Below are 15,453 nucleotides of genomic sequence, written 5' to 3' on the forward strand. Positions count from 1 at the left end.
AAAACACAGCGGAGCTTCTCTTTGAAAGAGAGGCTCCGCTTTTTTGGCTTCACATGGACATATTTATATATGAGTCAGGCAATATTGATGAGATAACGTCCGAATTTTTCTTTTCAATCTGTAGATGCGGGTCGTTGTAGCCGTAACGGAGATATTATATTTGATAGCAAGGAAGGGCACAGGTATATGTTGACAAAAGTAGTCTTGATAGAGCATATATTCATTTTTTGAAAGCTGCGTCAGTATGTTAACGATAACCGTATCCACATCTCCCAGCCTTCGATTCTCCCACTCCTCTTCCACCGAATTTGAAAAGCTGTATATCTGTTCGTATTGAAGCGCAGCTTCATGCTTTTTTTGTGTATAGTAGCTCCTGAATGATTTACATACAAGATTTTTAGCCGTAAGGTACAACCAACCTTTGACATTGGGGTGCTGTTTTAGCTTGGCCAGTTGCTGTCTTGCTGCGACAAAAGTATCCTGCGTACATTCTTCCGCCATAAATTTGAAGCAGGACTGATTCTTGATCAAATGCAGGCAAAAACGATAGACTTCACCTAGATAAAGCTCACAAATCTTCCTGTAAAAGCATCTAGAACTTCTGCGACATTGATCCTCTTCACAGCAGTCGATAACCATCTTGGTTGGCATGTTCAAGCCCCCTTTGGACGGATAAAAAGGATAAAAGAGATTCATATATCCCAATCATATACATTAATTCCAATTTAGAAGGATGACATAAATCATACTTTAATCTCGTTAATATGGAATTACTAGAACAGTTAGGAGATTTTTTAAGGTGATTTTGATGCAGAGACGGAATTAGTAAATAGGAGGGGAGGATGCATGAGCTGGAAGGGGGGAAAGGATGAAAGAATCAATCGTATACAAACGGTTGGCGGCAACATTTAGACCTCATCTGAAGACGGTGGCTATCATTTTGGCATGTTTAATCGTATCAGCGGGCTTGAATATATTATTGCCTTTGACAAGCAAGATTATTGTGGATCAAGGTCTCCTGAAGGGGGATATGCAGGCTGTAATCCTGTACACTTCTGCTGCGTTTTTAATCGTTTGCTTGGACAAGCTGCTGAACGTGTGTAAAGAAAACTTTCGTGCAGGCTTAAGCGCACAGGTTACCTTCTCTTTATTTGAAAAGGCGTATCTGCATCTGACAAGAATCCGAATGAGTTATTTTAACCGAACCAATGAAGCTGAACTGCTAAACCAAATTAGTACAGATGTAGGCAATGTATCGAGGATCACGGATAGCGGAATATTTTTTATCATTATGCAGGCGTTCAGCATGATTGGTGGTTTATGCGGATTGCTGCTCATTAACTGGAAGATGACTGTAATTGTGCTGTGCTTTTTGCCCATCAAATATGTCGTTGTGAAGTATTTTGTGAAGCGCAGAAAAAGACTGGTGGGGGATTTAATTGAAGGCAGTAGTGACTTTGCCCAGTGGTTTGGGGAATCTATCGGAGGCATGAAGGAACAGCGAATGTTTGGTCTTATTCCACATAGGCACCAGCAGTTCTCATCCAGGCAGCGTCGAATTGTAGATTCGGAACGGAAGTTATCACTTCTGGACGCGTGGAATATCGCTTCGGAATCAATTTTAGTTCAACTCCTCATGATGCTTCTGTATGTTGTTGGAGCTAATCTTATTTTTCGTTTACAGCTCAGTGTAGGCGGTATTTTTGCCTTTGTTTCTTACAGTGCCTATGTTACCACACCTGTTTTCGCTATTTTAAATATTGGTTACATTCTGGCTGAAGTGGTTCCTTCCTCCATTCGATATTATCAGTTTTTGGATTGGGCGGAGGAAGAGACATCTAATTCGGTCACTCCAGCGTCTGTCCTTTCAGATCCGCCCCTCGAAAATCATATTGCATTTCATAATGTTTCTTTTTCCTATGCCAAGGATGAACCCGTCCTGTCCCGCTTGAATTTTAGGATTGCCCGGGGGGAAAAGGTAGCGATCATTGGGGCAAATGGAGCAGGGAAGTCTACGCTGCTGGATTTGATGATGAGATTCACCCAGCCTGATCAGGGGATGATCACTTATGACGGCATTGACATTCAAAGCTATGAAATAGATGCGTATCGAAGTCAAATCGCTTTGGTAAGCCAGCAGGTGTATTTATTTGATACGACTATTCTTGACAATATCTGCTTGGGCGCAGAAGTCTCTGAAGATACAATGAAGGCTATTATCGCTGAGGTGGGACTGGAAGAATTGGTCCACAGCTTGGCGTATGACTTCCACATAGGCTCCAATGGCTCCAGGCTATCGGGTGGACAAAGACAGAAAATTGCCATGGCTCGGGCCTTGGTCAGGGAAGCGCCATTGTTTATTTTTGATGAGGTGACCTCCAATTTGGATACGGCAGCCAGGCTAAATGTCCAGCAATTGTTGAAGACCCGTTTACGTGACAAGACCGTAATGATCGTTACACATCGGAGCGAGGTATTAGCACATGTCGATAAAGTCATTTTGCTGGAGAAAGGCGAGCCTGCTCAAATAGGGTCACATTCCTATTTTATGAACGGTCATGCCGGTTACAGAGAATGGGTATTCGAGCATGAAGAGGCTGCAATAAAATAATGAAAAAAACAAACGCTTTCATAGTGTGATTTAACACCATGCAAGGAATTAGTATAGGTGAACACCCTTTTACATCATATTATGAATGGGAGGAGTAGTTTAACATGCGTAAGCTTGTGAAAAGAAGTGCAAATGCAGGCGACACGATTGAGGCATTTGGCTGTGGTTGTTCCTGTTATTGTCCTTGCTCCTGTTATTGCGCAGGCAGTCTGACTCGAAGCTCCAATACTCAGCGAGAAAGTGACGGCTCTTATCGCAGAGATAATGGAACTGGAATTGGCAATTATTAAGCTTGTATCTGTATGGAGGGGCCTGGGAATTCCAGGCTCTTCTGTCCACATCAAAACAGAGTAGGTGTGAATTATGAACATTTGCCAACCCTTTATATACACATTTCAGACGAGACTCCACCATTATGTATATGATGTCAATACCAACTTGATCCTGCGGATTAAAGAGGAGGCTTATCATTTTCTGAATTCGCATTCCAGCTTCGACCTGGATCAGATGGAGGCTGCACCGGAATTGCAGCAGTATATCCGTGATTTGTTGGATAACGGATTTTTATCTTCACAGCGTCCGCAGATTGTGATTCATCCCAAGACGAAGCATTTGGAGCATATGCTGCAGCATCAGCTTAAGACCCTCACCTTGCAGGTAACTCAAAATTGCAATCTTAGATGTTCTTATTGCGTGTATTCAGGAGGATATGAAAATCGAGGTCATACCAGTCTGATGATGGATTTTGAGACAGCACGCAAGTGTATTGATTTTGTCATTGATCGGTCAGTAGACAGTGACCGTTTGGATTTTGGGTTTTATGGGGGAGAGCCGCTCATTAATTTTCCGTTGATCAAGCAATGTGTGGAATATATCAAGGAGCAGGTAGTGTATAGAGATGTAGGCTTTCATTTGACGACTAATGGTACGTTGCTTAATGACGATATTTTAGCCTTTCTGGATGAACATCGTTTTGTGCTTACCATCAGTCTGGACGGAGATCAGGAGAATCATGACAGAAACAGACGGTTTGCTGTTAACGGGCGGGGCTCCTTCGATACGATCATTGCCAATGTGGACAAAATTAAAAGGAATTACCCGGCCCTTTTTGAATGGATTAATTTTAATGTGGTGCTGGATACCCGCAATGATTTTGGTTGTATCAATGATTTTTATACGAATTATGAAACATTCGAAAGTCTGTACAGTGTAAGGTCGTCCTACATTAACGATGCTTATGTGAAGGATGAAATTTTATACAGGAATGCATTTATTGAGCAGAGAGGCTATGAGGTTTTTAAAATGATGCTCTCCAAGTTTGGAAGAGTGGATGAAAGTCATGTCTCCAAGCTGATTAAGGACTATTATATTCAGTTATATTTCCGAATGTTTCATTATAGAAAGCCTTCTGCGGGGATGCCGATAGAAGCACATCATGGCGGACCCTGTGTGCCTGGTGTTCAGCGTTTGTTTGCAGATGTACATGGAAATCTGTTTCCATGTGAACGGGTGAGTGAGCAGTCGGAGGTGGTACAGATTGGAAAGGTGGACACTGGCTTTGAGGTGGATAAAATCAGCCGAATTTTAAATGTAGGAACCATCACGGAGGATGCATGTAAAAACTGCTGGAATTTTCGTTTTTGTACGCTATGTGTTGCTGTAGCAGATGATTTGCATACCTTGTCCAAGGAAAAGAAGATGAGTCATTGTTCCTCAGTCAAAAACGATATCAGACATACTTTGCTTGATTTTTGCATGATGAATGAGCTGGGATATGATTTCTCTGAGGATACGATCCTTGACTTTGAAAAAGCATGAGGGGTGTCTCCATGACGAATAAATTAATCATTTTTCCGTTTGATTATGAAACGATAGCCCTGGTTAGGAATTTGAACTTATTAGGAAGTTATGGGGAAGTTGTACTTATTTCTTTTCAAGGATCGGGTATGATCGGGAAAGACGCCTGTGTAGCGGACAAGGGTGAAGTAACAGGATTCATAGTGAAGCCGGAGTCTTGTCTGGGGCAAGAAATAGAGCACTGTGATGCCATATTACTGGTACAATCCAATTTCAAGCTGGATATCGCAGAGGTTTATCTGCCGGTGATCATGAAGGCTGGACAACTTGGCAAAAAAGTCATGTGCAATTTTACTTTGCCAGACCCGTGTATGGAGTTCATCCAGTCCTGTGAGGATCATGATCACAAGCTGATTTTAAAAAATACATTTGATGTACGCGCGGAACATATTTCGCCGCCAGATCCAAGCTCTGCTATCCATGATTTTTTTACACCCGTTTTGTTTGTACTAGGTCTGAACGAGCGAACCCACAAGCTTAATTTGCAGCTTAACATTCGGCAGAAGCTTGAAGCGCAAGGATACCGGGTATCGCAAATCACATCTAATGGATGCGGAGAGCTGATAGGCGCACATTCATTTCCACAGTTTATGTTTGAGGGCGGTATGACCGAAGCGCAGAAGATTATCATGTTTAATCGCTATTTGAAAAAAATAGAGCAGAGCGAAAAACCTGACCTGATACTCGTAGGTATCCCTGGCGGGATTGTCCCCTTTAATAATACGTTCACGAATTATTTTGGAGTAACTTCATTTTTGGTATCCCGTGCTGTCAGACCGGACGGTCTAATCTGTTGTCTCCATTACGATAGCTACAATTTAAAATATTTGGAGCATGTGCAACAGTATATGGAAAACCGTTTTTCCTCTTCATTGTTGGGATACGCCTTGTGTAATAATGTATTCGATAGTTACTCTTCTTCCACGGTGAACATGCAATATGCTTCTGTTGATAATCGTTTCGTGGAAGAGAAAAAACAAGAGTTTTCTAATTATTCTGTGCCAATACTCAATCCGTCTAACGATGAAGATATGAGCAAGCTGGCGAACGATATTTTACACTATTTTTCGGTTGAGCATCATGTAGTTCAGTTGTAATGGAGGGGAGAACATGAACTTTACACAGGATGTAACAGGAACAGGAATAAAACTGGAAAATATATTTTGGAAGCTTTTTAACATAAAAGTAGGGGAGATCAATAAAGAGGCTACTTTACTGGGTCCCGATATGAAGTTGTTTCCCAGAGATCTGGTGTATCTATTATTTGAGGTCGAGCAAAGCTTCGCTATCCGAATTCCGGAAGAGCGTATATTGGGAGGGGGGTTGCTTACATATAACAGCTTGTATGAGACGATAAAGAGCTGCTTAACAGTGGAAAAGGAATGAAGGATTTGTGAAAATGATGATAAAACATACAAAAAAATCCGATATACCTCTAGAATCACTTATTAGAAGAGAATTGGAGGTTTTAGGATGAATGTATCGTTTACATCATCTCACCAATCGCCGTTCCGCACCACAGATAACAACCGACTTGAACAACGGCACCCCGTTTCCGCTCAGGCTGAAAGAAAGGGTATAGGCAAGCCGCAAAACAAGATTATTCAACAATTGACAGAGCAAAAGCAAAATTTGATGGAGAGGCGTTCGGACTATGTAAGTAATGCTCTCAAGCGTGGTCTCGGTCCTGAGGCTGTAAAGGCTGAAATGGAGGAGATAGATAAGCAGATTCAGCAAATTGACGAGAACATTCAAAAGCAGACACTGGAAGAACAAAAAAAAGCTTTAGGCATGGATGAGGAAAGCAAAAAGGAGGCTCAGACAGGTCAACAGGAACAATATACGCCCAAGACTGCAGAGGAGCAGAGGCAAGGGCAGATCACCTATACAATGCATAGTATTGTATCTGCAAACAATGAGCTGAAGAATGCCAAAGTAACCAAAATGGCACAAATCACATTGGCAAGCGAGGCTAAGGGCTGGGAAAGCACGAACTCTGCAAAATCAGCGGCTTTGCGTGAGAAGGCAGAAGGGCTTGATGGAAATATCATGAAAATCGCTGCGAAAATTAATGAGCGTATCAGTGAAGCAGTGAACAACGAGCCGACAATTACAGATCGGGATAAACCAAAGGATGAGAAGGAAGCAAGTATAGAGACTGGCAGGGTGTGGACTGAACAAGAGCTTCATGCCTATCTGGACTCAGCTAAAGACGGGGCGAAGACTGCAGGTACGAAGGTAAATATTGCAGTTTAATCCGGCTATTATGTATATGGTTTGCTGAATTAGGAGGGTGCTTTCAGACGAACGCTATCGTTCGCAGAAGCACCCTTTGCTTACTCTAACCAGAACGAATAGAGCCGTGAGATTCATTCGCGATCCGAAGGGACAGGGGGAGAAAAAATGAATGCCAAGATCCATGTAGCCATTATTGACGACGGGGTTAATACTGGCTTTTTAAACACCCGTTTATTATATAACGTCGAGATAGCTCATGAAGGCGTAGAAGATGGACGTATCCTAAATCACGGCACGCTATGTGCGGCTATTGTACAAGCGTATTTTCCAGATGCGGTCATCAGCAGTGTGAAAATAATGAACCATAGAAAAGGAAATGCAGTGCAGCTATGTGCCGCGTTGGATTGGTGTGTACAGCACGGTGTGCAGGTAGCTAATATCAGCCTGGGAAGTATAAATTATCGCGATCGAGGCATGCTGCGGGAAGCTGTAAATGATGCAGCTATGGCGGGATTAATTATGGTATGTGCTGCACAAAATGGAGGACTTCTTACTTATCCGGCCTCTTTTGCTAATGTGATTGGAGTACGCTGCGATCGTAGCGGCATACTCGCAGCAGGCCAATATACATATAATGCTGATACAGCATTCTCAAGCGGTATTGAATTTACCGCTTTTGCCAGACACGAGCTGGTGGGTGCAACTGGAGAGGTTGTACAATGTCCCAACAGCAACAGCTATGCCACTCCATTCGTTACAGCACAGGTGTGCAGATTCTTGCAGCAGTCCAAGCGTATTCCTTCCATAGAAAAGCTAAAACATAGTTTACTTAAGAAAAGTTACCGTCAGAATAGTTATCACCCAATACAGGATACGGTATTACCTGTAATGCACTACAAGCATCCGGATTGGATACGAAGCGCATATGTGTTTAAACAGGACTCCGTAGTTGAATCGGCGGCGCCTTATTATTTTCAGACTCCATATGAAGCTCAACTACCTTATGCTAAAGTTGCTGCGGTCATTGAACAAGTAATCCTGCGAGAGCAAGAACCACAGAATGCAACGAATAAAGCTGGAGAAAGGATAGATGACCTGACAGATACGATGGTCTTGCTAGGGGAAATGGAGCCGGTAGATTTGCAGGAAGTGGAGCAATTGGCTATACGTTATGGAAAACATGTCGTCTATATCTCTAAAAAACAACGTCACATCCCCATGCTGAATTTTTCATCTCGCCATTTGCGCTGGTGGCAGCAAGAGGAGCGTTTCTTTATGAGACAGGAGGAGACTATTGCAATCGAGGATTCTCACATACCGCTTATTTGTATTTATTATAACAAGGACGTTGACATTCTTTATTTTTTGCATGTGTTGAGAGAGTCCTTTGCCCGGGATGAATACCAAAGCTGGATCGCGGTGGACCAGCCTGCGGCAATGCTGTATGACATGGAGTATTTGTCCCCTTCCGCTACGATCCATGGACTACAAAAGCTGATAAGCATTGCTGGTACAATGGCTTATAGCGCGTATGCGGATATTGTCATTTTGTGTGTAGAGGCTCTGGATATTACGGATTGCACCCAAGAACAAATGTTATCAGGCGTTGATATTGAGCTTTCTTTGACGGCGATAGCGGAGGCTGAAAACATTCAAATATCCTTACGGACAGAGCAGGAATATTTGAAAGAATGGTTCCTTCCGAATCTAAACGCGGACGATATAGGTCGTTTTTATACAGGCTTAGAACAACTGCTGGTCAACTGATATTTATTAAGTACGTAACCAACTTCTTTTCGTTTATTATTATAGTTAATAATTATATTACTCATTTAATCATAATGTTGGCCATGATAATTATGGTGTGTTATATTAAAAGCGTAAATAAAACGGCTTGTTATTCTTAGAGGTATAACGGATTTTATTTTCGCATTCAGAGAGGATGGTTTAGGTGGCAGCAGCTATAAAAGCAAAAATGATTGTAGACAAGTCTTTTCGTATTGCTGAAGTCGATAAACGCATTTATGGTTCTTTTGTAGAGCATCTCGGGCGTGCGGTATATGGCGGTATTTATGAGCCTACTCATTCGACTAGTGATGAAAGCGGTTTCCGCAATGATGTTAAAGAGTTGGTAAAACAGCTTGATGTTCCTATTATACGTTATCCAGGCGGTAACTTTGTATCCGGCTACAATTGGGAGGATGGTGTCGGCCCGGTTGCGTCCAGACCTAGACAGCTGGAGCTGGCATGGAGGACGGTCGAGCCCAATGAGGTGGGTACGAATGAATTTTTTAAATGGGCCAAGGATGTTGGTTCCGAAGTTATGATGGCGGTAAATCTGGGTACGCGCGGAATTGGTGCGGCGCGCAATCTGGTTGAATATTGCAACCATCCGGGCGGCTCCTACTGGAGTGATCTGCGTCGCAGTCACGGAGTAGAGCAACCGCACAAGATCAAAACATGGTGTCTTGGCAACGAAATGGATGGTCCTTGGCAGATTGGACATAAGACAGCGGAAGAGTATGGTCGTCTGGCTGTAGAGTCTGCCAAAGCGATGAGGCTGATTGATCCTGATATTGAGCTGGTATCCTGTGGCAGCTCCAGCTCCACGATGCCGACGTTCCCGGAATGGGAAGCGACGACGCTGGATCATACCTATGAGGTAGCCGACTATATTTCCCTGCACCAATACTATGGCAACCACGACAATGATACGGCTAATTATCTGGCGCGTTCGATGGATATGGATCATTTTATTCAAACAGTCATCTCGACCTGCGACTATATTAAAGCAAAGAAACGCAGCAAGAAAAAAATGATGCTCAGCTTTGACGAATGGAATGTGTGGTACCACTCCAACGATGCGGACAAAAAAATTGATCCGTGGTCTGTAGCACCGCCACAGCTTGAAGATATCTATAACTTCGAGGATGCGCTATTGGTGGGCAGCATGCTGATTACGTTCTTGCGTCACGCGGACCGTGTAAAAATGGCTTGTCTGGCTCAACTGGTCAATGTTATTGCACCAATCATGACCGAAAATAACGGAAAAGCGTGGAAGCAAACGATTTTCTATCCGTACCTGCATGCATCCCGTTATGGTCGGGGAATATCGTTGATGCCTGTGGTAGACTCCGAAAAATACGATTCCAAGGATTTCACAGACATTCCTTATCTGGATAGTGCTGTGGTCTATGATGAAGAGGGAGACGCTCTGACCATTTTTGCGGTTAACCGTCACTTGTCCGAGTCGCTGGAGCTGACGGTGGATGTGCGCAGCTTCGCAGGCTACCGCATTGTGGAGCATACGGTACTGGAGCATGACGATCTCAAGGCGACCAACAGCCCGGCAGGGGAAAAGGTTACGCCTCATACTGGCGGCAATGCCAAGCTCGAGGATGGAATTGTAAAAGCCCACCTGGGCAAGGCATCGTGGAACGTCATTCGTCTCGCTAAGTCTCATTAATTCTCTTCTGCAATAGGTAGGTCTTATTTGTAGCTAAATAAGCTCGCATTCTCTCTTGTAATGACCTACAAGAGAAGAAGTGCGGGCTTTTTGTATAAAATGAGTCATTTGTCCCTCAGTAGAAATGGTGTTAGAAGAAAGGGCAAACTTTTATATAAATATTATTTTGATTACCAAATTTATCCGGGTGAAGTTGATGCTTATTAACTAAAAACTCATGCTGCATACATTTTTATGAAGTTACTTAGTCCCTATGTCGGGTCTTCAATGTGAAAAAAGACCCTGTTATATCGTTGTCAATGTATTGATATCTGAAATGCGGCATGTGTAATCTGATCCGAATCCACGTTATACTTTAAAAGATGGTTGATTCAACATCAGATGATGGTTGTGGCATTTCGAGAAAGGAATGGTGTGTATGAGTCAGACGGACGAATATCGTTTTCAGGTGAATTTGGGCGGTATGATTGATATTTTGGCCAATCATTTATATAGCAGTCCACGGGTGTTTATACGTGAGATCTTGCAAAATGCAACAGATGCCATTACAGCTCGCAAGGAGCTACGAAGGACTGCTGCTGAAAGTAATGCATTGGAAGAGCAGGCTCTAAAAGCTACAGCTTTAGAAGATAAAGACTTCGAGGGTAAAGTAACTGTGGAGCTATCTGGCTCCGGGGAGCAGCAGGTTTTGATGATTCAGGATAACGGAATTGGACTATCGGAAGAAGACATTCACCGTTTTCTGTCCATTATCGGCCAATCCTCCAAAAAGGGAGCCGATTTGCTGACCTCAGAGACTTCATTTATCGGACGCTTTGGGATTGGTTTGCTGTCTTGCTTTATGGTGAGCGATGAAATTGTGGTGCTAACGCGCTCGGTAAAGGAAGGCATCTCTATGGAATGGAGAGGGAAGCCGGACGGGACGTATACGATCCGTCGCTTGGAGACGGAATTGCCCGCAGGAACGCAAATTTATTTGCGCTGCAAGCCGGGGAGCGAGTTTTATTATGAGCCGGCTCAGGTGAAGGAGTCCTTATTTTATTATGGGGCTTTGCTGCCGTATCCCGTCCTGCTGTCTGTCGATGGAAAGACCGAGCGGGTTAATCTTCCATCGACGAGCTGGATGCAGAACCCGGAACAGCTACGCAGTCGGCGTAGTGAGGTGCTGGATCTGGGGTATCGTCTGATGGGTGAGCGCTTCAGCGATTTTATCCCGCTACGGACGGCATCGGGCAGAACAGGCGGGATTGCATTTATATTGCCTCGCAGCATTAATCTGAACAGCAAGCGGCTGCATCGGGTGTACCTGAAGCATATGCTCGTGTCCGACAAAGCGGAAAATGTATTGCCGGAATGGGCATTTTTCATTAAAAGCCTGATTTGGACAGATGAATTGCTGCCAACGGCATCTCGTGAATATTTTTATGAAAATGAGCAACTTGATGCTGTTCGCTCTGAACTGGGAACCTGCATTCGTGAAGAGCTGTTACGAATGGCGGAATATGAGCCGGATCGTCTGCAGCATTGGATTCGTCTGCATGAGCTGTCCATGAAGACGCTCGCGGTCGAGGATGATGAATTTCTGCGCATTATGCACCGCTGGTTTTCCTTTGAAAGCACATTTGGGCGGCGTGAGCTGAGTGAGCTGATCCGTGAGGCAGGCGGACGTCCGCTTCATTACACAGCGACCGTGGATGAGTATCGCCAGATTACGCATGTAGCGGCAGCGCAGTCCATGTTGGTGGTCAATGGCGGCTACATTTATGATTCGGAAATTCTGGAAAAGCTGCACTGGATTGACCCTGAACTGCAGACAGAGCGGCTTAGTCCCGAGGATGTATCTCTTTCATTTACCGGGCTGACGCAGGAAGAGCACGATAAGTATTACAGTGTGCTGCGTGTGATGGATGCTGCCTTGCAGCCGATGCGCTGTCGCAGCGAATTGAAGCGTTTTGAGCCTGCGAGTTTGCCTGTGCTGTATACCATTTCGCAGGATGCACTGACCTTACGCTCCATGGAAAACACCGTCGAAGAGACAACGGCGCTATTATCCAACGTGCTTGATAGCCTGAAAGCGGGAGTCCAGCAGAATGCGGGCTACTCGACCTTGTATTTTAATCTGAACAACCCGGTGGTGGCGCGTATTTTTGAAGCTTCTGATACGCAGATGATTACAGCTGCTACAGAAATGATGTATGTGAATGCACTTATGATGGGGCATTACCCGATGAACCGCAATGAGCTGGGATTGATGAACAGGAGTGTACTGCATTTTATTAATTGGGGATTAGGGAACGGACAAAATACGTAATCGCATCATTATAGGAGGAACCACATGGAAGATACGATACATGATTTGATGGAACAGGCGGAGGATCTGCCCGGAGGGGCGGCAAAGCTTGCGATCCTGGAGGAAGCCGCCCGCTTGGCGGATACTTCCGGGTTGCAGGAGCTCGCTTATGAAATTCGGGGAGAGATTCTGGAATGCGCTATTTTTAATGGGTATCCATTAAAGGCGCTAGTCGCTTTTTCATGGCAATTGGGTCGATTTGATCAAAATCCAGAGGAATACGACGCAGATACACTGTTGTGGAATTACAAATGGATACTCGGTAAAGTATGCAGCTTTTTCAATATACCGAGGGCTCAAATAGAAGATCTGGCGGAGGATATGCGCAAACGTTATGCCGAATACGGGTATAATGAGCGTCCGTATTACTATTATAAGTTCCGTATCGCGATGGACATGGGTGAACTGGATGAAGCACGGCGGTATCTGGATACGTTTCGCCAGATTGAGTCAGACAATATGAGTGATTGTGAAGCCTGTGAGCAAAGCCAGATGGTGCGGTTCTATTACTTGACCGGAGAAGACGAGCAGGCGCTTGCCGTGGCCAAACCGATTTTGTCGGGACGGATGAGATGTGCGGAAGTGCCGCATGTGACGCTCTCGCAGGTGCTATTGCCGCTTTATCGTCAGGGGGAGGTCGAGCAGGCGAAGGAGCAGCATCGTAAAGGCTATCGTCTGGTTCGCGATGACCGTGACTTCCTGAAAACGATAGCGGAGCATATCGAGTATTTGACAATCGCGAACCCGGTGGAGGGAATCGGAGTGGTGGAGCGTCATTTGCACATGGCGTTGGACTATGAGAGCGGACTGGAGCAAATGTATTTTTACGCAGCGATGGCAGGGCTGTTGCAAAAGCTGGATGCTTCGAGAAAACTTCGCTTGATGCGGATGCCTGCAACTTTAGAGTGGGGGAAAGAGGAGCGCACACTAGAAGAAATCATTGCGTATTTCAGACCTCTGGCGGAGTCGGCGGCAACAACGTTTGATCGGCGGAACGGGAATACGTTTTATTCCGACTGGATTGGCCGAATTTTGCAAACAGCTTAAGAAGTAGAGCGGTTTGCCAGCAACCCTATTTTATACAGCCCAAACAATGAGTGAGTATAATGTTCTTGTTTGAATTGACAGGAGGGATTATGTCGTGACTGTGACCGAAAAGGTGATTAATTTTGCACATCGCGGAGCTTCGGGGGTATGTCCTGAAAATACGCTGGCGGCGTTCCGCCACGCGCTGGAGCTGGGAGCAACAGGTATCGAAACGGATGTGCAGCGTACCAAGGATGGACGTCTGGTACTGATTCACGATGAATCGCTGGAGCGTACGACAGGCTCACCACTGGATGTAAGGGACATCACGCTGCAAGAACTGAATACACTGGATGCGGGCGGCTGGTTTGGCGAGAAATTCCGGGGCGAGCGGGTACCGTTGCTGGATGAGCTGCTGGAGCTTGCGCAGTCCAGCGATACAGTGATTAATATTGAATTGAAAAATAGCATTTATCGCTATCCCGGTATGGAGGAAGAGGTCATTGCTGCCGTGAAGCGCTTCGGGTTGGAAGAGCGGGTGATCCTGTCCAGCTTCAATCACGAATCGCTGGCGCTCTGTGCGCAGCTTGCTCCTGAGATTAGGACGGGTGCGCTCTATGTCGAGATTATGGTTCGCCCATCGGAGTATGCAGCTCAATTTGGGGTCACAGCACTTCATGCCCACAAGAATGCCGTTACACCAGAAGCTGTATCTGAGGCTTTGGCCATAGGTGTAGTCTACCATCCGTGGACAGTGAATGAGCCTGAGGAAATGAAGCGTCTGCTGGAGGCCGGGGTCAGCGGCATTATTACGGACTATCCTGATCGGTTGGCGCACATTTTAGCTGTCCACTCTTCCTAAACAAAGCAGACTGGACTGAAGTGGAAAGACTCTCCTATTCGCACTCGTGATTACGAGGCGAAGGAGAGTCTTTTTTGAGTTTGTGCTAAAGAACGGGAAGTCGTGAATGAAAAGTTACTAATGAAAATTACTAATGAAAGTTACGATGAACCTGATTCTTTTCCTACTTGATACCTAGCCGCATACGGTAGCTGAACAGGATATCCAGTGTTTTTCCCTGAAAATGATCCTCGACCTGTTTCACAAAGTGTGCCAAATCGTCATCCAGTGTTCGGTTGCCAAGTTTGAAGACACTCTGAATCCCACCTTGGCTCAGAGCAAGCCCTGTATAGCGAGCAGCGTCACACTGCTCACGGTTGTGAAAGACAATCTCCCGGGTATAACGGAATTGCCCGCTGCGGTGTAGATTCGACAAATGCTGATCCTTGTTCCATTTATGGGCCTGCTGCTCTATAGGAGCTTCCTGTTCCAAAATGGCATCCGCTTTAGCGATAAGCTCTGTATAAGCTTGCTCTACCTGCCATTGCAGCACCGGAGGCCAGTCACAGTCAAAGGCTGCGAACACGCCGCCCTGAGCCAAGACTCTGCCCGCTTCCTGGAGCGTGCTCTCGGGGTCCATCCAGTGAAAGGATTGAGAGCAGGTGATAACGTCTACAGTTCCATCCTCAAAGGGCAGGTTGTTGGAGAACCCGCTTTGGAAGGAGATGGTTGCTGCTGTTGTCGTTCCTGCTGCCTCCAGCTTACGCTGAGCTATTCCTCTCATGTCCGGGTTAGGCTCGATCCCGACGATCTGCCGAGCCACGTCTTTCCAGATGAAGGTCGAAAGCCCTGTACCACAGCCGATATCGGCGACAAGCTCCACGTTTCGTTCCAGATAGCGGCTAATGATTTCCACGACGAGCGATGGTGCTTCCGGACGGTGTTGATCGTACTTGTCGGCAAAACCACTAAAACGGTCCACGTTACTTTGCAGATTTCCTTCAGGTATCATAAGGGCTTCTCTCTCCTTTGCCTCGACCGGGTGGGGCCGAGCAGATTCCGAT

13 protein-coding genes are annotated in these 15,453 nt (G+C 45.3%); 11 read left to right on the top strand and 2 right to left on the bottom strand.

Going from position 1 to position 15,453, the window contains the following annotated elements; all coding sequences use genetic code 11:
• Nucleotides 1–63: 63 nt before the first annotated feature.
• Complete coding sequence (locus GCU48_RS12315) at nt 64–651, bottom strand: RNA polymerase sigma factor (protein WP_152380186.1); 588 nt, start codon at nt 649–651, stop codon at nt 64–66.
• Nucleotides 652–868: 217 nt separating this feature from the next.
• On the opposite strand from GCU48_RS12315, the gene GCU48_RS12320 reads away from it, so the two are divergent.
• The 11 genes from GCU48_RS12320 to GCU48_RS12370 all read left to right on the top strand — a co-directional run bounded on the left by GCU48_RS12320 (nt 869) and on the right by GCU48_RS12370 (nt 14,410).
• Nucleotides 869–2,611 carry an ABC transporter ATP-binding protein gene (locus GCU48_RS12320; RefSeq protein ID WP_152380187.1) on the top strand — a complete coding sequence of 581 codons (1,743 nt, stop codon included), beginning with the start codon at nt 869–871 and terminating at the stop codon, nt 2,609–2,611.
• Nucleotides 2,612–2,715: 104 nt separating this feature from the next.
• Complete coding sequence (locus tag GCU48_RS12325; RefSeq protein ID WP_152380188.1) at nt 2,716–2,901, top strand: CLI_3235 family bacteriocin precursor; 186 nt, start codon at nt 2,716–2,718, stop codon at nt 2,899–2,901.
• A gap of 73 nt (nt 2,902–2,974) precedes the next feature.
• A complete protein-coding gene (gene ccpM / locus GCU48_RS12330; RefSeq protein WP_244316213.1) occupies nt 2,975–4,429 on the top strand; it encodes a Cys-rich peptide radical SAM maturase CcpM in 1,455 nt (484 codons plus the stop codon).
• 11 nt (nt 4,430–4,440) lie between these two features.
• Entirely contained in the window at nt 4,441–5,565 is a 1,125-nt protein-coding gene (locus GCU48_RS12335; protein ID WP_152380189.1) for a TIGR04066 family peptide maturation system protein, read from the top strand.
• A gap of 13 nt (nt 5,566–5,578) precedes the next feature.
• Nucleotides 5,579–5,854, top strand: a complete 276-nt coding sequence (locus tag GCU48_RS12340) for a peptide maturation system acyl carrier-related protein (RefSeq protein ID WP_152380190.1) — start codon at nt 5,579–5,581, stop codon at nt 5,852–5,854.
• An 87-nt stretch (nt 5,855–5,941) separates the two neighbouring features.
• Nucleotides 5,942–6,724, top strand: a complete 783-nt coding sequence (locus tag GCU48_RS12345; RefSeq protein WP_152380191.1) for a muscle M-line assembly protein unc-89 Uncoordinated protein 89 — start codon at nt 5,942–5,944, stop codon at nt 6,722–6,724.
• 147 nt (nt 6,725–6,871) lie between these two features.
• The gene (locus tag GCU48_RS12350; protein ID WP_152380192.1) at nt 6,872–8,473 is read left to right on the top strand and encodes a S8 family serine peptidase; all 1,602 of its coding nucleotides are present in this window, start codon (nt 6,872–6,874) and stop codon (nt 8,471–8,473) included.
• Between the two features lie 184 nt (nt 8,474–8,657).
• Entirely contained in the window at nt 8,658–10,172 is a 1,515-nt protein-coding gene (gene arfA / locus GCU48_RS12355; protein WP_152380193.1) for an arabinosylfuranosidase ArfA, read from the top strand.
• 418 nt (nt 10,173–10,590) lie between these two features.
• Complete coding sequence (locus GCU48_RS12360; RefSeq protein ID WP_152380194.1) at nt 10,591–12,483, top strand: HSP90 family protein; 1,893 nt, start codon at nt 10,591–10,593, stop codon at nt 12,481–12,483.
• A 24-nt stretch (nt 12,484–12,507) separates the two neighbouring features.
• On the top strand, nt 12,508–13,569 hold the full coding sequence (locus GCU48_RS12365) for a hypothetical protein (protein WP_152380195.1): 1,062 nt from the start codon (nt 12,508–12,510) through the stop codon (nt 13,567–13,569).
• Between the two features lie 94 nt (nt 13,570–13,663).
• Nucleotides 13,664–14,410, top strand: coding sequence for a glycerophosphodiester phosphodiesterase (locus GCU48_RS12370; RefSeq protein WP_152380196.1), 747 nt, complete (start codon nt 13,664–13,666; stop codon nt 14,408–14,410).
• A gap of 163 nt (nt 14,411–14,573) precedes the next feature.
• Here GCU48_RS12370 and GCU48_RS12375 read toward each other — a convergent pair whose 3' ends face one another.
• On the bottom strand, nt 14,574–15,401 hold the full coding sequence (locus GCU48_RS12375; RefSeq protein ID WP_152380197.1) for a class I SAM-dependent methyltransferase: 828 nt from the start codon (nt 15,399–15,401) through the stop codon (nt 14,574–14,576).
• Nucleotides 15,402–15,453: the final 52 nt, after the last annotated feature.

Source organism: Paenibacillus brasilensis (assembly GCF_009363115.1).
In the GTDB taxonomy this organism is placed as follows: domain Bacteria; phylum Bacillota; class Bacilli; order Paenibacillales; family Paenibacillaceae; genus Paenibacillus; species Paenibacillus brasilensis.

Coding starts and splice junctions, on each gene's coding strand:
- GCU48_RS12315 (WP_152380186.1), bottom strand. CDS start 651: ATGCCAACCAAGATGGTTATCGACTGCTGTGAAGAGGATCAATGTCGC.
- GCU48_RS12320 (WP_152380187.1), top strand. CDS start 869: ATGAAAGAATCAATCGTATACAAACGGTTGGCGGCAACATTTAGACCT.
- GCU48_RS12325 (WP_152380188.1), top strand. CDS start 2,716: ATGCGTAAGCTTGTGAAAAGAAGTGCAAATGCAGGCGACACGATTGAG.
- ccpM (WP_244316213.1), top strand. CDS start 2,975: ATGAACATTTGCCAACCCTTTATATACACATTTCAGACGAGACTCCAC.
- GCU48_RS12335 (WP_152380189.1), top strand. CDS start 4,441: ATGACGAATAAATTAATCATTTTTCCGTTTGATTATGAAACGATAGCC.
- GCU48_RS12340 (WP_152380190.1), top strand. CDS start 5,579: ATGAACTTTACACAGGATGTAACAGGAACAGGAATAAAACTGGAAAAT.
- GCU48_RS12345 (WP_152380191.1), top strand. CDS start 5,942: ATGAATGTATCGTTTACATCATCTCACCAATCGCCGTTCCGCACCACA.
- GCU48_RS12350 (WP_152380192.1), top strand. CDS start 6,872: ATGAATGCCAAGATCCATGTAGCCATTATTGACGACGGGGTTAATACT.
- GCU48_RS12360 (WP_152380194.1), top strand. CDS start 10,591: ATGAGTCAGACGGACGAATATCGTTTTCAGGTGAATTTGGGCGGTATG.
- GCU48_RS12365 (WP_152380195.1), top strand. CDS start 12,508: ATGGAAGATACGATACATGATTTGATGGAACAGGCGGAGGATCTGCCC.
- GCU48_RS12375 (WP_152380197.1), bottom strand. CDS start 15,401: ATGATACCTGAAGGAAATCTGCAAAGTAACGTGGACCGTTTTAGTGGT.